Genomic DNA, 18,521 nt, shown 5'->3' with positions numbered 1-18,521 from the left:
GCTCTGTCCACGGTGTCCGTGCCGGCGGGTGAGCCGAGTGGGTCACTCGACGCCCTGCGCCTGCTGCGAGGCCAGCACGACCGTCAGCGCGACACCCGGAGCGCGCAGCCCCACGGCCGCCATCCGCACACCACCGTGCGGCGCGCCGATCTCACGCAGGACGCGGACCGCCGCCCAGGTCTGGATCATCGCGACCCACCACGCCAGCAGCATCGTCGCGGCACACCGCCCGGCGCGGGCCAGGCCGGGCCGCGCAGGACCCCAGCCCATCGCGGCGAACACCGCGACGATCAGCAGCGGTGACCAGTTCGGGGACATCTCGGGGTTTTCCTTCCATCGGGATAGTGGATCGACAGACCCGCCCCGGGGAAAGCGCGCCGTCACCCTCTACTCGGAAGAACCCGGCGATTTTTGATCTCGTGTCCCTCGAAAGAACGCAGACAACCCCCACCGGATGAACGCGCGCCAGGAATAAGGCCCTGTTACCGAGTCGCGTCTCACTCGGATCGGTGACAAGGTTGGGCCGTTCCCGCGACCGTGGTGCACGCACCGGGCAACCCCCTGCCTGGAGGATGCAACCGGCAACATGCCATTGCTAGCCTGAATATTCGGGCGAAGGGAGCACAGGTGCCGGACGCGAATACTCCCCCGGCACACCGTTCCCTCGATCCAGAGAAACCCAGCATCGCCCGCGTCAACGACTACTTCCTCGGCGGCTCCTTCAACACCCCCGTCGACCGCGCCTTCGCCGCACGCGCACTCCGCGCCCTGCCCGCCATGAAAACGGCGGCCATGGCAAACCGCCACTTCCTCCGCCGCGTCGTCACCTACCTCGTCGAAAACGGGGTTCGTCAGTTCGTCGACCTCGGCTGCGGGATCCCCACCGTCGGCGGCGTCCACCACGTGGCCCGCGCGCTTACCCCGGACACCCCGGACACCGCGGTCGTCTACGTCGACAACGACCCCATCGCCGTCGCGCAGAGCAAGCGGCTGCTGCGCGACGACCCCGCCACCGTCGTCCTCGACGCCGACCTCCGCCACCCCACCGAGATCCTCGACCACCCGGCCGTCCACGGCCTGCTCGACTTCACCCGGCCCATCGCGGTCCTCATGATCGGTGTCCTGCACTTCATCCCCGACCGCGACAACCCACACCGAATACTCGCCGGCTACCGCGACAACCTCCCCCGCGGCAGCTACCTCGCCCTGTCCCATCTCAGCGACGAGGCGGCCTCGCCTGAACTTCAGGCACAAGTGCGTGACGGCATCCGGACCTACCAGAACGATGCCGGCCCGCTAGCCGCCCGCAGCCACGCCACCCTCGCCAGCTGGCTCACGGAACTCGAGATCATCCCGCCGGGCATCACCATCGCTAACGCCTGGCGCGCCACCACCAACGACCCCACCGGCACCGATCACGACCTCGTGCTCGGTGCCGTCGCCCGCCTGCCCTGACGGCCGCGGCGAACGAACCTCACCGGACCTGCGATACCGCGACAACAGGGTGCCGACTGGACCTCGCCTGGAGCGATGGTCCTGTGTCGTCTCGGCCCGTGCCGATCCGCCGGCCCCGGCGTGGATCGGCCCGAGGGCCGCGCCCAGGGCGAAACCATCCACGGCCGCGGTGACTGATCGACGGACCGTCACCTCTCCTTGTCTGACGGCTGGGACGAACTGACGTACTACCTCGACACCGGCGAACAATTCTACCCCGCCAACGCCGAAATCCCCGCGCCGGAAGTGCACGCCGCCGCACACCATCTCCCGACACACCAGCAACTTCCCGGCAATATCACCTAGGTGACCGAGAGCGGCGACATCCATCGCTTACCCGTCAGCCGAGGTTCAGAAAGGCCTGGACTATCCCGACGGCCCGTCGCCGACGGATCCAGCACCGTCGCTAGAGCGCCAGCTGAATCGACCCCTAGCTCGTCCGATTCTCCACGGTCAGCACGACCAGTTCCTTGCGTAGCCACGTTCCGATCGTGAAGCCGTCTGAGTAGTCACGGATCCACGTGCCGATGAACCGCATCCGCCCGTCGGTCCGGAGCTGAAGCGGTCATTATCCTCTTCACGGGCTTCCAGGGCCGTGGGCGCAGTCATCTGCTTGCAGCCGGACCAAGTACCTTATCGCAGTTCGATGGTGAAGGAGGCGTACCGGTGTGCCACATCGACCTCGCCGCGGCAGCGACGGCCATCACGGCTCTGACGGCGGCGTACCCGCAGCTCGCGCAGGAAGGCTCGCCGCATCCTGCGTTAGTCGGATGTGAGAATGTGGCGTGGTCAGCGATCCCCGGGTGCCCAGAGGGAGTCCCGGTCGTGTTGCGTGGCCTGCTCGACGCCGACGCGGCCGAGGAAGCCGAGCGGGTGTTGGGTTGGCTGGTGATGTCATCGCCGTTGCGCATCAGCGCTGTGATGCCGGCGGTTGTGCCGTTCCTGTTGCGGCTAGCGGCTGATTCCACTGTGCTCGGCCGACGGCAACTGTTCGACATGGTACTGGTGGCCGCCGCTCTCTCCGAGCCCACCGACCCCGACAACGCTACGGCCCTAGTGATCAACGGCCGCGAGGAAGACCACCCTGAACGAGCACTGTGCAGGTCAGCGTTCGTCGCGAACGCGGACCACGTGACCCGGCTGCTGGCCGATACCGGATTGTCGGCGGATATCGGGCTGTGCGACTACGAACGCACCTGCCTGCTCCAGGCCGCCGGACTGTAGAAACGAACAAATCTGTCGCCGCTCCGAGCTGCACCACACCGCAACCGCCTTCGCTGCAACCTGTTCCATTCCGCAGCGCAAGTGAACATCGTGTCAGCGATCCCGGTAAGCGAATGCCCACTGGTGTCCGGCGCCTTTCAGACAGGTCGCCGCAGCCACGGCAGCGTGGCCGCAGTGCCGACGCTGTGCCGTTCGCGTTCTCGACAGGATCCATCGATCGGTACATATGGGCTGAGAGGAAGGCTCGGATCGTTTCAATCGGCCACGAGGTGAACCGGGACGTCAGCGGCACCTCTCGTTCCACTGGCGGGAGTGTATGAGCCGGCACGGGTGACCCGTTGGCGCCGAGAGGAAAGGCGCTGGCGACGTAGCTGACGCCGGTGTCGGCGGCGGCCCTTCGTGGTGAAGATACCGTCAGGGCCACCGCCTTGGGATCGCGCGGTGTCAACGCCAGTCCGAAAACGCAGACCGGCTTCTAGAGTTCCGCGGCGAGACTCCGCGGTTTGCGGCACGGGTGCCGCGTTCGCCCCGGCCAGGTGAGGACCCTTGAGGGGTTCGCGCACGGCATCGTCACGCCGAACGCCGATCGACCACGACTCAGAGTTTCCGGCAGTACTTCGCTGTCACCACCGGGTCGTTGGTCTGACGCGCCCAGACAACCGAGCAGCACCCCGCACCTGTAGGTCGCGGTGGCCAGCAGAACGCGTGGATAGGCGGTCGGGCCCACGAGGGGCAGGTGATCGATCGTGTAGGGCCGGTAGCCGATCGGGGCACGCATCAGGGCAGCGGTGCTGAGACGGCGGTCGAGTATGCGGGTGGAGTCGCGGATCACTGTCGCGATCTCGTCCAGGGTCGCTCCGTCATGGGGGACGGGGTCGAGGGTGAGCCGGTTCGTCGCGCCGAGGTAGACCGTCCCGGCTGCGCGCGGGACGAGGTGCGTGCCGCAGGCGAAGGCGGAGTTCGGGGTACGCACGGTGTGTTCGGTCGCCAGCGCCGGGGCGTCCATGAGCAGGCTGGCCCCGCGTCCGGCCAGGATCGGCGGTAATTCCAGCTCCCGTCCGCGGTCATCGAGCAGAGCGGGGATGCCGGCGCCCGCCGCGAGCACCGTCTGCGCGCACGTCACGAGCTGGTGGTCCGCGCAGTGGACACGGACCTCAACGGCGCCGAGGTCGACGTCGGTCGCGGGCGAGGTGTGCCACCGGGCGTGGGGGTGTCTGGCCACCACGGCGGCGAGGACAGCCAGGAGCCGGGTGATGTCGATGCTCGGTTCGCTTGGCAGCCACAGCGCCGCCGCCGGCGGGATCTGCGGCTGGAGTCCGTCGATGACCGGGTGGTCGTGGACTTCGGCGGGATGAGCGGCCGTGTAGGCGGCGCGGGCGATCGTGGCGAGGTGGTCTCGGTCGGTGCTGGTGGCCGCCACCCACGTTCCTGGGGTCAGCGGGACGTCCGGCTGGCCGGAGAGTCCGGTGAGCTGGTCCAGCCACGCCGGGTAGCGGGCGAAGGCCTTGAGCCTATGACTGACTTCCAGCTCGACCCGGTCCGGAGGTTGCCCGGCGCCGGCCTCGGAGAACAGCGACAGCATCGCGCCCGCCGCCGCGCTGGCCTGCCCCGGCGCGCTGCCGGGACGCGGGCCGATGACGGTGACGGTGAGGCCGCGCGAGAGGAGTTCGTGCGCGGCGGCCAGCCCGACCACGCCGGTGCCGATGACCGCGACGTCCGCGGTGTCCCGGCCGGTCACGCCGCGCACCGCAGCGTCTCGTGGATGGGGGCGTCGGCGTCGAATCGGACCTTGGCCTGGCACAGCAGCCGCCGGGCAGCCGGGGCGACGTGGTCTTGGCGGCCCAGGGCGGTACGGCCGTGCGCGACCCGCCACTGATCGGCGATCAGCAGTTCCCCGCGCCGCAGCAGGGCCTGCCGCGCGGTGGTCTCCAGCAGGGACGCGAACCGTGTCAGGACCGGCAGGTAGGCGGCATTGCGGTCGTCGGTCAGCAGTTTCCCCGCCCAGCGGATCCACGTGTGCTCCGAGGACCGTTCGTTTAGAACCGAGAACGTCGACAAAGGCTCGCCTACCCCTTGCAGGCGCTCGGCTCGGCCCTCGGCGAACACAGGGCGGGTCAGCAACTCCCGGCCGTCCTCGTCGAGCTGATCCATGGCCGCGCGGAGATCGGCAATCACCGACTTCCCGCCGCCCGCCGGGTCCGGGCGCAGCGTCAGCAGGCTGGTGTAGTCCGGGGCCCGTCAGGCCCGAACGGGGTCGACGAGCGCCGCGAACACGAGGTCCACCTCCCTCTCCAGTTCCGCAATCCGTGCAAGCTCGCCTGGATCGCAGGCTTGCCCGTGGTGCTGCTGTGTCACACCGCAAGCGCCGCATACCTTCAGGTCGTCATCAAACACACATTTCACCCTACGGAACCGGTACCAGAAGCCGATCACGGGCACCCAGCCCCGCCAAACAACTCTGCCTTCAGGTCATCGCCGAACGGCGTGTACAAGGACGACAACTCCAGACGCGCCACCTGGCAACGCGCGACACACGGATTCCAGCGCACTGTAGTGGAGTTGCCCCCTGGGAGCGGACACCCTGATTCCAGACGTTGGTCTGGAGGGAGGATGTCCTGGTGTCTCGCAGGTCGAAGTATCCGGAGCAGTTCCGTCGTGACGCGATCGAGCTGGTCAACACGAGTGACAGGCCGTTGCGTCAGATCGCTCGTGAGCTGGGGGTCAATCACGAGACCCTGCGGTCGTGGGTGAATGCCGCCAAGCAAGCCGCTGAAGCCGGGCCGGCGGAGGATCCCGCAGTCACCGACGAGGTCCAACGACTGCGGAAACAGGTCGCTGAACTGCAGAAAGAGAAGGAGATCCTGCGCAAAGCAGCCGCCTATTTTGCCAAAGAGATGGATCGATGATCTACCGCTACCGGTTCATCTCCGAGCATCGCGCCGAGTTCGGCGTGAAGCGGCTGTGCCAGGTTTTGGGTCTGCGCCGGCAGGGCTTCCACGAATGGGCCGCCGCCGAAGCCGTCCGGGAGGCCGCCGCGGAACAGGAGCGGGAACTGATAGCGGTGATCGCCTCGATCCACGCGCAGCACCGAGGCGCCTATGGGCAGCCCCGCATCACCGCGGAACTGCGCCGCCGCGGACACGTGGTGAACCACAAGCGAGTCGAGCGGTTGATGCGGGAGCAGGGCCTGACCGGGATCACCCGCCGCAAACGCCGGAGCCTGACCAGACCCGCCGCCGCTGCGGTGACGGCGGTGGCGGATGTGATCCGCCGCGATTTCACCGCGCGGGAGCCGGGGCAGAGGTTTGTCGGGGACATCACCTACCTGCCCACGTTCCAGGGCTGGCTTTACCTGGCCACGGTGATCGATCTGCACAACCGTGAGGTCGTCGGGCACGCGATGGGCGATCACCTGCGCGCCGATCTGGTCTGTGACGCGATCACCCTCGCCGGCGCACGCGGCCTGATCGGCCCCGGCGCGGTGTTCCACTCCGACCGCGGCGTCCAGTACACCTCCGGCCAATTCCGGGCCGCGCTCACCGAGCACCGGATCAGGCCGTCGATCGGACGGACCGGATCCTGCTACGACAACGCCGTCGCCGAAGCGTTCTTCGCCACCCTCAAAACCGAGATCGGCACCACCATCTGGCGCACCCGCGACCAGGCACGACACGACCTATACCGCTACCTCCACTACTACAACCACAACCGTCTACATTCGACACTCAACCACCGAACACCCCACGAAACCCGAACCAGCTACCATCAGCAACAAGCCGCGTGAAAACCCCGTGTCCGGCAACCGGGGGCAACTCCAGTAGGGGTGAGGATCGCCCGTTCGTGTCACGCCCGGCAAGGCCAGGTTCCCTGGCACAACCGCGGAATCCACAGAGGTCATGGTGAACACGGAACTGGTCGGGACAGGATGGGGTGACCATGGGCAGAAGTCGTCGACGTCGGCGCAACGACCGCGCACGTCCGGCCGCAGCGCCCCAGGCCGCCTCGTGGCTCGTGGTGTCGGAGTACTTCGAACAGTTTCCGATCATGGTGTTGCACCGGGCGCTGATGGCCCGCGGTTGGAAGTGGAACTGGCCTGTGGGCCAGTTCCCGCCACCGGGAATGCGCCCTGAGGACGAGTGGGCCCGCTGCATCCCCGAGGACTGCGCTTGGCTCTATCCCGGATCGGTGGAAGGTCAGGGCGAGCCGGGGCCGTAGAGTTGAGCCGTGGTTGAGCAGCAGCGACTGGCCTCGGTCGAGATCGAGGACTTCACCTCGATCCGTTCGGCGCGCGCCGACCTCGGCGCGATGAACGTGCTCATCGGCGCGAACGGCGCCGGGAAGAGCAACCTCCTCCAGGCCATCGCGCTGCTGGGCAGTGTCGGCGACGGCTCGTTGAACCTGTTCGTCGGACTCAACGGCGGCGCCTCATCGCTGATCAACAACAGCGCCGAGCGACAGCGCCTCACTATGACCTTGACGTCGCCGCCCTTCACCTACCAGGTGAGCCTCACGGCGACCCCGAACGAGGACATGACCTTCGAGAACGAGGCGATCTCGTGCCACCGCCCTGGCAAACAGCCGTGGACGAAATCACTCGGGCAAGGACACCGGGAAAGCCGCCTCTCCTCCCCCGTTGACGATCCCGACCTCGTCGCAGCGTGCTCACGTGTCGGGGACCTGCTTCGCGGCTGCCGCGTCTACCACTTCCACGACAGCAGCACCGACACACCGGCCAGGAACGTGACATCCACCGCCGACAACCAAACCTTGCGACCGGACGCCGGGAACCTCGCCGCGGTCCTGTTGAGACTGCGTGACAGCACCCAGCCGGCGGACACGGCCGCGTATCGACGGATCATCGGCGCGATCCGGCTGATAGCGCCGTTCGTCAGCGACTTCGTCCTCCAGCCCGACACCACCGGCCGGATCCAGCTCCGGTGGCGAGACCAGAACACGGACACCGTCTACACAGGACATCAGATGTCCGACGGAACCTTACGGTTCGCAGGCCTGGCAACGTTGTTGCTCCAGCCCGAACTTCCGGCACTTATCGCTATCGACGAACCAGAACTGGGTCTTCACCCAGTGGCCATCGGACTGCTCGCCGACATGCTGACCGCGGCGTCGACGCGAAGTGAGGTACTGATCGCGACGCAGTCGGTGACGCTGCTGAACCAGTTCACCGCCGAGGACGTCATCGTCACCGAACTCCGCGACGGCGGCACGGCCTTCGCCCGGCCAAACACGGCTGCCCTGCGCCCCTGGCTCGCCGACTACTCACTCGGCGAACTCTGGGAGAAGAACATCATCGGCGGCCATCCGGGATCGTCGGGCAGTGTCCTCGATCCCCCGCGCAGGAACACCTAGCCCGCGACCTGCGGTTCCAAAAGGTGGACGACACCCAGGCCCGAACCCACCATCATCGCCACCGAAGTCAACCGGCCCCTCGCCACACCACAGGCATGGGGCACCGAACCTGGCCATCTACCCCACCGCTGAGAGCAAGTTGTCGCGCCTCACCCTCGCCGGGCTGCCGTGGCGCATCCGCGGACACCGTGTGCATGATGACGACACCCGCGAGTTCCTGAAGCAGCTTCGCAGCTCGGCCTCGAATCGCCGACGGAACACACAGGCCCGCAGTAGCACCGCGACTCGCGGGACCGGTTGCGCTCCTGCCCCTCCGGCATGACCGGCTAGGTGGCCACGATGTCTGCGGCAGTTGATCAGGTTGAACGCGGCGCGCCTGGGCAGTCACGATCCCTGGCGGTGTCTAGTGGTGTGTAGACGACGGGATGAACTCCACTGGGAGTTCGGTGAAGTCCCACCCGAGGATGTTGTCTTCGCCTGTGTTCGTGAGGATCTCGTAGAGGAGTCGCGTGACGGGGCCGGGATGTTCGCGCCACTCGTCCGAGCCTTGGCTGTAGTAGGTGATCCGCCAGGTGTCCGGATCGGCTGGTTCGGTGATCCAGCAGAAGGTTCCGCCTTGGCCGTCGCTTCCCCAGGGCAGCAGCCCTCCAGGTTCGGGAAAGACCCGATAGTTCACCTTTGCGAGATATTCGAGATCCTCGTCTCCGAGGATCTGCAGTTCCTGATCGAGATTGTTCTTGAAGTCGTTCCATGCCTGCTCGCTGGCGGCAGGGCTGTGGATGTTGATGTTACGGAACACGCCGCCGGGCAGCCGGGTCAGCAGCGCTTTGTAATCTGACGGGAGTCGTGTCCCCAGCTCGCGTTCGACGTCGGACCAGGGCTTTTTCGGCCTGGCCGTGTCATGCCAGCCGACGAGGCGGGCGATGTCCTCGACGAGCGAGGTGGGGTGCTCGTCAGTCATCGCCCCTCCAGACGAGGTTGCGGATATCAGGGCCGGGTTTCGGCTGCTTCAGCATCGGACCTTGGTCGCGTTTCCTTGCGGGACGTTCTGGATGTCGGCGGAGCAGGTGAAGCCGTTGGACCCTACCGCGTCGATGAACACCCACTGTGGCATGGCGGCTGTCGGGCTGGGGTACTGCAGACACCCGCCGCTGGTTCGACACCACCCAGCAGACTCGAGCCACCATGACCTCCGCTCCACGAGCCTGCTCCGCGCCCTGCGCACCGCCGTACGACCGGCATCGACAACCTGGCCGTCACGCTCGAGGAACACGGGCGACGGGCGCTCGAGGGGCCGCAACAAAGACATCTTCGCCTGGACCACAGCGACCACGCCGACCTGTATCAAGCTCTACAAGAAACCGACCGGCAGCGCGTCAAGCGGGAGTGGCGCGGACTCACCCACGCTGACGGCCTGGGCAGTACACCGACACCGCTCTGGCTCGACGATGATCCCAGCCAGGCCGCACTCGGCATGACGCTGCTGCCCGGCTCCCCCGTCGTCAGCCATCAAGGCGCTCGCTGAGACGACGCGCACGCTACAGAGCGTCCCGCTGAACGAGCCGCTGGCGAGTCTGGAACGCGTCGACTCCATCAGCCACTACATCGCCCGGCTTACCCACCCCACGCTGCCCAGCTACACCTGGAATGCCCCAGCGCACAACTCGCGCTCGGCTCCCCACCGGCGGCGGCATCCCCCTCTACCTCGGCCCCGGAACCTACGCCGCCACCGTCGAGCACCACGGCCGCGACGCCGCCGCCACACTCCGCCAGGCAATACGCCACCAGCGCACCTCATCCGACGACTTCGAAGCCCTTGTCGACGCCACAGGGTGACCGAGCAGTACACGATCACCCTGTGGCGCACCGGCGACATCGACGACACCGAAGACGAAGACTAGGCAGCGGCGAGTCGAGGCGGATTTTCTGTCGGTACCGCTCTGTAGGCTCGCCGCCGTGTTCGACACCAACCTCGAAGTCTGCGGCGCCTGTGGTGTGACAAAACAACACCACAGAGAAACCTGCGATCCCACCGCTCTTGAGCGAGTATCGCAACTGGAGGGGCACCTCGACCGCGAACTTGACGCACTGCTCAAACCCGCCACCCTGGCGTGACCCCTGTCGGGGCAGGATGCGCCCCCATCGGCGATACCTCAGCCCAGGAGGCTTTCTCCCATCAGGCGATACCTTCGCGGTTTTGACGATAGCCCTGTATCCCCCGGCGACACCGTCTGGTACCGACATTCACCACAGCCGCGAAGAGGCGAAAAACAGGGGTCACACTGCCTTCTGTGCGGGGCGTAGTCTCAGACGACCGAGCACACCCCCGTGTGCTCACGTCTCGAGCCCCCGGACGGTGCCGCACCACGGCAGCTTCACCGGGAGGTTCACATGGACTCACTCAGGAAGACCGCGGTCGTCGCGGGCACGTTCTACTTGATCACCTTCGTCTCGATCCCGATTCTCGCGCTCTACGGCCCGGTCCGGGACCGGAACTACATCCTCGGCTCCGGGCCGGACACCGCCGTCTTCGTCGGCGGGCTGCTGGAATCGATCGTGGCCATCGCCGGGATCGGCACGGCCGTCGCACTGTACCCCGTGGTGAAACGGCAGCACGAAGGAGTCGCGCTCGGGTTCGTCAGCGCGCGAGTCCTCGAAGCCGCGTCCAACGGCGTCGGCGTAGCCGCCCTCCTCGCGGTCGTGACCTTGCGGCGGACCGGAACCGGAGCGGACGGAGTGGTCACCGGACAGGCACTGGTCGCCCTCCACGACCAAGCCTTCCTCCTCGGGCAAAGCCTCATCCCCGCCTTGAACGCCGTGCTGCTGGGCTACCTGCTGTACAAGTCACGCCTGGTGCCACGGGCGCTGCCCCTGCTGGGCTTCGCCGGAGCTCCCCTGCTCATCGTGTCCACAACCTTGACCATGCTCGGCCTCAAAGAAATGAGCTCCGCCTGGTCCGCGCTCGCCGCACTCCCGATCGCCCTGTGGGAATTCTCCCTCGGCGTCTGGCTGATCGTCAAAGGATTCAACCCTTCACCCCTGACAACAGGGACGGCGGGTGTCACCTGACCCTCGGCATCACTATCCCCGCCGCCGGACATAGCCGCCGCAGCGGCAACGCGTCGGATCAACGTCGGGGTTGCTCACACCGTCAGCGCACGACGTACAGACACATACCCCGAGCGGCAGCGCTCGACTGTACTGCAAGTGCACCTCACCTGCTCCGCGTTTGGAGAGGGGCTGTTCCAAGATCACGGGATAGACCCTGGGGAACGAGGCGCGTGAGCCTGACAGCGGCCTCCACCTGACTTGCCGGCTGACGATTTTCAGGGCCAGGCGCTGGACGTTCAAGGTGGCCAAGTCGCTGACAGCCCACGAATTGAGCAGCGTCGTCAGATTCACGCCATGCGGTCAGCGCGGGACGGCTCGCAGACCGCATGGCCTCGCATCAGTCGCGTTCTCTGACCGCGCACCTCGACGAACGTCCGCTATTGCCGAAGATCGGACGTTCGGCACCACGACCGGCCGCTTGCGGAACATCGCATGGTGTCGGTTAGGTCGATCGCACCCTATCGAGGTTTAAGCGGATGGTCCTGGTGGCGGGGTGGTCGGGGCCCAGTACTCGCTCGCTGTCGGTGAGGGTGGCCTCGTACAGCGGGGTCGCCCGGCCTCTTTTAACAGCGATAGGAACTCTGCTGAAGTAGTCGGTCCGTCGGTGTTTGTTACATAGCTGACCAAGGGCTTAGCGCCAGCCCCTCCGATGCGACCACTAGCGTCACGGGGATGATGTAATCGCGGAGGCACCAGCGGATCCGTGGATGTACATCAAGAACCCTGCCGGGGTAAGAGCCACTCGAAGGCAGTCTTACATCACACTGTGCGAAGACCCAGTTTAGGGCTTAGCGGTGCAGGAGCTCGCTGCGAGAACCTAGGGCAACAGCCCGTTGGCGTGGAGGAACGCCAGCCCCACCTCTTCCAACTCATCGCTGGACGGTTCTCTCCGTACCGCCTCGTGCTGGCACGATCGCGGTGAGCGCGGTCAGGAGCAGCAGTGCGGGGGCGAGGTTCGCCGCCACCTGTCTCACCGAGAGCCAGGCGAGATCCATGGGATGGTTGAACTTCAAGGTCAGCACCAACGCTGTCAGCAGCGCTGCAGGCCACGCGCACGCGACACCCGCCGCGACACCTGCCCTGCCGCCGGCCACGACACAGATGAGGAACGCCACCAGTCCCGCCACCGACGCCACCACACCGTCGAGCAGCAGGTGATCGAGCGCGTTCTCCCGGAGTATGGGCGCCGAGAAGATCAGCCGGGACACGGCAACCGGCAAGGAGATGACCACGGCGAGGCACAGCATCCGAAGCCTGGCCCCAGTAGCGAGCAACCATGCCACTACCGCGATGACGATCTCGCCGGCGAGCAGTGCCCACCATGGCTCGGCCGTCATTCCCAGCCAGATTTCCACCACCCCGCCGAGCTTGACCGCCGCGCCTAGGGAGTCGATCAGTTCGATCGCACCGGTGAACACCAGGACCGCGACCAGACCGACCCACCATGGTGACGTGCCGGGCCGGTGCCGGTGCCACAGTGCGGCGATCCCGCCGCACAGGGACGCCGCCCCGATGAGCGCGGCACCGCCCAACGCCCAGTGCCAGAGAGTCACCGCCTCGAACGGCTCACTTCCGGTACCCGTCAGGGAGAACGCGAGCCCCAGCACCACCCCCGCCGGCAAGCCCAGCACGCTCACGACACGGTCGAACACCGGCTGGGCGTCGTCGGCGGTATGCGCGCGCCACACCGTCGTGCCCCAGGCATAGCCCAGCAGGAGCACCGCCACGAGCACGGTCATACGCAGATCGGCGATCGGCTGGAGCAGCGGTTCGAGGAAAAATGACAGTGTGGGCTGGACAACGCCGATCAGCGCGCCGAAGGCGAACCCTTCCTCGGCCCGGGTATGGCGCTCGATGTCGCCGCGGTCCAGGACGTCCAAGCGGCGTCGCAGCGGCGGATGGAGTGCCCACAGCGAGCGCCGGAACGATCTCGGCTCATCCCGGCCGCGACGTAGGAGCATGCCGAGCGCGGCTGGTGAGGCCCCCGCCGACAGCAGATCCGCGTCCGCAAGGAGATGGCGGACCTGCCGGTGCTGCGTGAGTAACGCGGCCATGCGCGCGTAACGCGTGACGTAGTCGGTGTCGCTCACCTGCGCTTCCTGCGCGGAATGCCAGGCCCCTACCGCGCCGGTGAACCGTTCCCGCACTGGCTCCGACACCCCCGACAGATACTGCTCTTCGAGCAGCCGGGGAAGCTGTCCTGGCAGTCCCCTGCGCCGCGCGCGTGACCTGTGGCCGAGAAGGGCCTCACGACGGGCGGACGCTTCGCGGCGTAACAGATCGAGCGGGCTTGGCTTCAGCTGAGCGCGCTCGGGTTCCCACCGATCATGCTCGGCACGAAGCTCTCCGACCTTCACGAGCAGGCTGGGTTCGACATCCCCGGGAAGAGTGCTGATGGGCAGGCCGATCCGCTGGATCGTCGCGATCGCCGACGGCCGGACGGCCAGGGAGATCGAGCCAGGGGATTCGAAGACGTTGAGGTACCGGACGACGTCGGCATCCCCGAGGTCGTCTTGGCTGATCCGCGCCGCGTCGTCGGTGTTCTCGTCACGCCAGCCCCGTTCCGCGGTCAAGTCTGCGGCGCGCAGCGCGACACGGTAGAGGAAGAACTGGGCACCCCCGTCGTCCTGGTCATGCATCCGGCGCAGCATCGCCTCAATCGCCGCTTCATACGTGCCGAGATGAAGGGCTTGGTTCTCGTGGCGGACACGAGCACGATCGACCGCGTCCTCCGGCATGTGCCGCCGGTGCACCGCCAGCGTCGCCGCCGGCATCGTCCGGCTCCCCCACGGCCAGTCCGAATGCGTGCTGGTGTGATACCAGGCGACGGTGGCGAGGTAGTCGTCGTCGAGGGCCGGGTCGTCGGCGTCGCGCAGGGCCATCACGGCGCGCCCGAAGTGGATGTCGGCGCCGCAGCCGTGACATGCGATATGCGCCTGGTTGATTTCGTGGTGGTAGTCGGTGCTGGTGAGCGGCGTGATCGCCGGGCAGGCCGAGCACGCCATGGTGTAGCCGTAGTCGAACGTCACCGGTCTCTCAACGAGGTCGCGCATGGCTCATTCTGCCTGCCGCAGGCCGGGCGCGGTGGCATAGGCCCCGTGTCGACGCGGCGTGAAAGGAAGTCGGGCGGGATCGGCGATACTTGATCGCATGAGTGTGCCTCGTTGGCTGGCGATCGCCGCGGCAGTCCTCGCGGTGGTCGCTGTCTGGGCGTTGTCGGTCGAGGTGTCCACCCAGAGATCCGCGGACAGGCCGGAGGTCGTCTGTGGCAGCGCGACAGGCTGGTCGGAGCAGATGCAGACCGTGCTCGGGGGCGGACTGGAGCCTGGGCAGGGCACACAGGCGCTGGTGTCCGAGGAAGCCCATCGGCAGATCGAAGCCTGCCGAGACGTACGCAATCGGCAGGCGCTCATCGGGGCGCTGTTCGGCGGGGGCGCAGTCCTCTGTGCCGGTTTCGCCGTATTCGTGTACCGCCGCACTTTTCAGCATCGACACTGACGCTTGTGGTCGTGAAGTGGACCTGAGAGGCGGGAACACCGGGGGGGTGCTACGCCGGGATGCGCCGGAACGGTGATCATGTGCCGGTGGCCTTCCACTCTGTGTGACAGCGCCGTGGGCGGCTGTGCGCCAGGCGATGGAATTTTGATCAAGCCCTGGCGACTCGATCGTGTGTCCTTCTATCGTGTCTCCTTGCGCGAGCGCCTTTCTGCGCCGTGCTTGTTCTGAGGGGATTCACGAATTCATGCGCCGAAGACTTTTCTCCGTCATCGCATTCTGCCTTCTCGTCGTCTCTCAGGTGGTCGCGCTTGCGGCGCCCGCGAGTGCGGCGGGGCCGAGCATCTGCCAGCGGGAGCCGCGAGACGCGGTCGCGCAACTGTGCGGCGACCAGGACGAACGCATGTACGGCATGTTCGTCACCTTCACCTACCCGACACCGTCGTACGGTGCGCCGCCACCGTTCGGGTACGCGGACTTCTACAACGAAACCCAGCTGTTCACCGACGACGCGATGACGAAATCGTTCGCGTTCGGGCTGAACATGCACTACATCGGATCCGGGACAGATTTTCAGCCGTATTGGATCGATTACACCGCCGGCTACTCCTACAACAAAATCGGTGCGCGGATGCAGCAGCCCGACGGCCGGCTGCACACGTTCATGGCGCTCCCGCGGTGTGACAACTGCGCGACGTGGGACATCTACTACGACTTCGCGCTGGTCGGCACCACCGGAACCCAGCCCGGCCCGGCCTCGCATCACCTGGTCACCGGCTGGTCCCTGGTCGACATGTCCGGCCTCGTCGCCTTGAGCTCGACCAGCAACCGGGTGATGTACCTCAACGGCAACAAGCAGTTCCTGCGCTTCGCCCAGGTCAACACCTCCACCCGGGCACCCGCGGGCAACTGTGCTCCCGGCGCGGACCCGAACTACTGCTTCCGCTTCACCACAGGCGTCACGACCACCGGCGGCAGCTACCCCGCCGTGGTGTCCTGGGACGTCACCAAACCCATCGTCCGGCCTGGATCGGCCCCCGCCCAAGCCCAGGCCTCCACCGCGGCAGTGACCACTGGTCCGTCGGCGCTCGAGCTGGAACAGCGGGCCCAGGCCTTCGCCGACGCCAAGTTCGGGGGTAACCGATGACCCGGCACACCACCGCCCGGCGGCGGGTGCGGCGCGCGCTCGCCACGGTCATGACCACCCTCGCGGTCTGCGGGGTGCTGGCCACCGCCCCGGCGGCGGCGAGCACGCTGGGTGTCAGCGCCGCACAGGCCGACGACCTGCGCACCGAATGCGGCCGCCACTCCACTGAGGCCGCCCGCGTGCAGGGTTGGGCCCGGAGCCGCTTCGAGCAGTGCTACCACTCCACCGAGAACGTGTACCTCTACGACACCAACGGCAACTACTACGGCAAGTTCGATTTCGAACTGTGGATCCTCGCCTTCGCCTACGACGGCAGCCGCCGGGTCGACTACGTCACCAGCGTCGAGAACGTCCACCAGGGCAGCAACCTCTCCGACGAGCTGACCTTCCTCACCATCAGGTTCGACTGCCGATCCACCGAGGTCACCTGCGGTGGTGGTCCCCTGTCGCGTGCGGACACCATCCGCGGCTGGTACACCAAATCCACGATGGACACCATCACCATCACCTCGCCCGACACCACCGGCGCCGACCCCTACAAGATCGTCAACTTCACCGAGACGATCGGGTTCACCGGCGAGTACCGCAACGGCAACACCCGCCCCCTCTACAAAGACACCCACGCCGTCAACCACGTCCGGTTCGACAGCGCGAACAGCGCCCTGGGCGCCGGCAAGTTCAAGGGCACCGTCTTCACCGACCACATCCCCCGCTTCGACCTGCACCTCACCGGCGCCGGCTACGACCAGGAAGCCCGCCACGTCGACGACACCCTGCACCACCCGGAACGCACCTTCCCCGCCCTGATCGGGAAAAACGCCCCCGGCGCCAGCGTCACCGACCCCCTCCACCGCCTCATGGACGACACCAAGAAGCGACAGAATCACGACCGTGCCGTCGACATCTGCCGCGACGTCTGGGGCCCCGGCTACGCAGCAGGCGACATGGAATGCGACGAATACCCCTTCAGAACTACCTACGAAGGCGCCAGCGAATCCACCGGCGGGCAACCAGGAAACTGGCACGGCTCAGCACGGCCCATCCCCCGCGCCGACAACGGCAACGGCGGCACCGAACTCGGCAAGTTCTACGGCGCCAACCGAGTCCTTGACCGCGACGCGTTCACCGTCGGCATCGTGCCCTGATCCATAACGAGCTGGTGGGGCGGGCGTCCACAGGATGCCGCCCCACCAGCCGCACGCCACAATCACAGCCATGTCCCACGACCACCCGGCCGCCCCGCTCACCACGTACCGGTTGACCTTCATCCCTGACTATCGGCTGATCTTCCTCAACGACCAGGACAACGACGCCGGACCAGGAGCCTCCGGCGTCCTCAACGAGGCCGCACAGGACGTCGCCGCCTCGGACGGCTACACCCTCGTCATCACCGTCGCCCAGGACCTTCTCCCCGTCGGCGTCACCGTCACCATCTCAGACACCGAGCCACACCCGGCGCCCGGCGTTCCTCAGCTACGCCTGGAATGTCCCAGCGGGCAACTCGCGCTCGGCTCTCCCACCGGCGGCGGCATCCCCATCCACCTCGTCCCCGGAACCTACGCCGCCACCGTCGAACACCACGGCCGCGACACCGCCGCCACCCGCCGCCAGGAAATACTCCACCAATACACCTCACCCGACGACCTCGAAGCCCTGCGCAACGCCACACCGCCGACCGAGCAGTACACGATCACCATGTGGCGCACCGGCGACATCGACGACACCGAAGACGACGACTAGACAGCGGCCAGCCAAGGCCGGTATCTGTCGGTGCCGCTCGTTAGGCTGACCACCGTGTTCGACACCAACCTCGAAGTCTGCGGCGCCTGCGGCGTGCCGAAAAAGCATCACGCCGAAACCTGCGACCCCGCCGCTCTGCAGCGCATCACCGAGCTGGAGGAACAACTCGACCGCGAGCTCGACGCGCTGCTCGCACCCACCAGCGTGACCTGACCACCTGCGCAACCGGAGACTCTGTCCCGCCGCGGGATCCGACGTTCCCCGAATGGAGACCTTGTCATGAGCAGTCCCATGGTCGCACTGGCAGCTTTGCTGGGCCCACCCGAAATCGGGCCAGGCCCCGTGGACTGGGATGCGGTCGAGCGGGCACTCGGGAGCACGTTGCCGCAGGACTACAGGGAATTCTGTTCACTCTACCCCGCCATCGTTGCGGACAATTTCATTCGGATCGATCATCCATCGTGCTCAAACGAAAGACTGAACCTCCTCAAGGATGGCCTGGAACGCACCGAGCAGCTGGGCGAATTGGTCGACGAGTTTTCGCACCATCACGCGTTCGGCGCGTTCCCCAGTCTTGGTGGTTTGCTCTGCTGGGGAAGCAGCACTTCGTCCGAGCAGCTTTACTGGCTCACAGTCGGTCCGGCTGATGACTGGAAGATCGTGGTCGGCGACTTGGAGGATGACCACCTGGTCTTCGATGGCGGTTTTGCCGCATTCCTGACCGAACTATTCTCAGGACGTTTGAACACACCTGTGCTGGGTGACTACGTCGCACCACTGAGCAAAGTCAGATTTTTCAAGTAACAGCAGCACACGGAACCCTTTGTCCCACGCACCTCACATAGTCATCAGAAACCGTCGCTACCAATCTCCGGACGGCGGTTGTCCTCGAGCTCGTTCTCCTCGCCACGCACCTGATCACCCGCGGCGCCGTCCTGACCGC

General features: G+C 66.5%; 19 protein-coding genes and 1 pseudogene. 15 read left to right on the top strand and 5 right to left on the bottom strand.

Features of this window, described 5'->3' with window-relative positions:
* Nucleotides 1-42 precede the first annotated feature (42 nt).
* On the bottom strand, nt 43-318 hold the full coding sequence (locus AMYAL_RS0129985; protein WP_020634975.1) for a hypothetical protein: 276 nt from the start codon (nt 316-318) through the stop codon (nt 43-45).
* 309 nt (nt 319-627) lie between these two features.
* Between AMYAL_RS0129985 and AMYAL_RS0129980 the strand changes: the two genes are divergently transcribed.
* From AMYAL_RS0129980 to AMYAL_RS0129965, 3 genes are all read left to right on the top strand, one after another.
* Entirely contained in the window at nt 628-1,455 is an 828-nt protein-coding gene (locus tag AMYAL_RS0129980) for an SAM-dependent methyltransferase (protein WP_020634974.1), read from the top strand.
* A 198-nt stretch (nt 1,456-1,653) separates the two neighbouring features.
* Nucleotides 1,654-1,800, top strand: coding sequence for an Imm1 family immunity protein (locus AMYAL_RS49440; protein ID WP_020634973.1), 147 nt, complete (start codon nt 1,654-1,656; stop codon nt 1,798-1,800).
* 519 nt (nt 1,801-2,319) lie between these two features.
* Complete coding sequence (locus tag AMYAL_RS0129965) at nt 2,320-2,718, top strand: hypothetical protein (protein ID WP_209447257.1); 399 nt, start codon at nt 2,320-2,322, stop codon at nt 2,716-2,718.
* Between the two features lie 475 nt (nt 2,719-3,193).
* On the opposite strand, the gene AMYAL_RS0129960 is transcribed toward AMYAL_RS0129965, so the two are convergent.
* Entirely contained in the window at nt 3,194-4,456 is a 1,263-nt protein-coding gene (locus AMYAL_RS0129960) for an NAD(P)/FAD-dependent oxidoreductase (RefSeq protein WP_143267657.1), read from the bottom strand.
* Nucleotides 4,453-4,941 (bottom strand): annotated as a pseudogene (locus AMYAL_RS46465) (TauD/TfdA family dioxygenase); the annotation flags it as partial. The gene AMYAL_RS0129960 and the pseudogene AMYAL_RS46465, both read right to left, overlap by 4 nt.
* A 395-nt stretch (nt 4,942-5,336) precedes the next feature.
* On the opposite strand from AMYAL_RS46465, the gene AMYAL_RS0129945 reads away from it, so the two are divergent.
* From AMYAL_RS0129945 to AMYAL_RS0129935, 4 genes are all read left to right on the top strand, one after another.
* On the top strand, nt 5,337-5,624 hold the full coding sequence (locus tag AMYAL_RS0129945) for a transposase (RefSeq protein ID WP_020629722.1): 288 nt from the start codon (nt 5,337-5,339) through the stop codon (nt 5,622-5,624).
* Nucleotides 5,621-6,502 (top strand): IS3 family transposase, encoded by an 882-nt coding sequence (locus tag AMYAL_RS0129940; RefSeq protein ID WP_020629721.1) that lies wholly within the window; start codon nt 5,621-5,623, stop codon nt 6,500-6,502. Before AMYAL_RS0129945 ends, AMYAL_RS0129940 begins: the two co-directional genes overlap by 4 nt.
* Nucleotides 6,503-6,762: 260 nt before the next feature.
* The gene (locus AMYAL_RS49435; RefSeq protein ID WP_157358223.1) at nt 6,763-6,933 is read left to right on the top strand and encodes a hypothetical protein; all 171 of its coding nucleotides are present in this window, start codon (nt 6,763-6,765) and stop codon (nt 6,931-6,933) included.
* Between the two features lie 9 nt (nt 6,934-6,942).
* A complete protein-coding gene (locus AMYAL_RS0129935; RefSeq protein ID WP_020634967.1) occupies nt 6,943-8,085 on the top strand; it encodes an AAA family ATPase in 1,143 nt (380 codons plus the stop codon).
* Between the two features lie 403 nt (nt 8,086-8,488).
* On the opposite strand, the gene AMYAL_RS0129925 is transcribed toward AMYAL_RS0129935, so the two are convergent.
* Complete coding sequence (locus AMYAL_RS0129925; RefSeq protein ID WP_020634965.1) at nt 8,489-9,046, bottom strand: SMI1/KNR4 family protein; 558 nt, start codon at nt 9,044-9,046, stop codon at nt 8,489-8,491.
* A gap of 995 nt (nt 9,047-10,041) precedes the next feature.
* Here AMYAL_RS0129925 and AMYAL_RS49960 point away from each other — a divergent pair.
* Together AMYAL_RS49960 and AMYAL_RS0129910 are read left to right on the top strand one after the other, a co-directional pair.
* Entirely contained in the window at nt 10,042-10,200 is a 159-nt protein-coding gene (locus tag AMYAL_RS49960; protein ID WP_167336170.1) for a hypothetical protein, read from the top strand.
* 276 nt (nt 10,201-10,476) lie between these two features.
* A complete protein-coding gene (locus tag AMYAL_RS0129910) occupies nt 10,477-11,154 on the top strand; it encodes a DUF4386 domain-containing protein (RefSeq protein ID WP_020634962.1) in 678 nt (225 codons plus the stop codon).
* A 911-nt stretch (nt 11,155-12,065) separates the two neighbouring features.
* Here AMYAL_RS0129910 and AMYAL_RS47880 read toward each other — a convergent pair.
* The gene (locus AMYAL_RS47880) at nt 12,066-14,249 is read right to left on the bottom strand and encodes a hypothetical protein (protein WP_051137567.1); all 2,184 of its coding nucleotides are present in this window, start codon (nt 14,247-14,249) and stop codon (nt 12,066-12,068) included.
* A 97-nt stretch (nt 14,250-14,346) separates the two neighbouring features.
* On the opposite strand from AMYAL_RS47880, the gene AMYAL_RS0129900 reads away from it, so the two are divergent.
* The 6 genes from AMYAL_RS0129900 (at nt 14,347) to AMYAL_RS0129875 (ending at nt 18,382) form a co-directional block, all read left to right on the top strand.
* Nucleotides 14,347-14,694, top strand: a complete 348-nt coding sequence (locus AMYAL_RS0129900; protein WP_020634960.1) for a hypothetical protein — start codon at nt 14,347-14,349, stop codon at nt 14,692-14,694.
* Between the two features lie 244 nt (nt 14,695-14,938).
* Nucleotides 14,939-15,838, top strand: coding sequence for a hypothetical protein (locus AMYAL_RS0129895; protein ID WP_020634959.1), 900 nt, complete (start codon nt 14,939-14,941; stop codon nt 15,836-15,838).
* Nucleotides 15,835-16,983 carry a NucA/NucB deoxyribonuclease domain-containing protein gene (locus AMYAL_RS0129890; protein WP_020634958.1) on the top strand — a complete coding sequence of 383 codons (1,149 nt, stop codon included), beginning with the start codon at nt 15,835-15,837 and terminating at the stop codon, nt 16,981-16,983. The genes AMYAL_RS0129895 and AMYAL_RS0129890 overlap by 4 nt, the downstream gene beginning before the upstream one ends.
* Nucleotides 16,984-17,053: 70 nt before the next feature.
* Nucleotides 17,054-17,578: a hypothetical protein gene (locus AMYAL_RS46455; protein ID WP_020634957.1), complete on the top strand. Its 525-nt coding sequence runs from the start codon at nt 17,054-17,056 to the stop codon at nt 17,576-17,578.
* A 54-nt stretch (nt 17,579-17,632) separates the two neighbouring features.
* Nucleotides 17,633-17,791, top strand: a complete 159-nt coding sequence (locus AMYAL_RS49955) for a hypothetical protein (protein WP_167336169.1) — start codon at nt 17,633-17,635, stop codon at nt 17,789-17,791.
* Nucleotides 17,792-17,857: 66 nt separating this feature from the next.
* On the top strand, nt 17,858-18,382 hold the full coding sequence (locus tag AMYAL_RS0129875; protein ID WP_143267894.1) for an SMI1/KNR4 family protein: 525 nt from the start codon (nt 17,858-17,860) through the stop codon (nt 18,380-18,382).
* The last annotated feature ends 139 nt before the right edge of the window (nt 18,383-18,521 follow it).

It is taken from the genome of Amycolatopsis alba DSM 44262, assembly GCF_000384215.1.
Classification (GTDB): Bacteria; Actinomycetota; Actinomycetes; order Mycobacteriales; family Pseudonocardiaceae; genus Amycolatopsis; species Amycolatopsis alba.
This window is presented reverse-complemented; position numbering and strand designations above follow the sequence as displayed.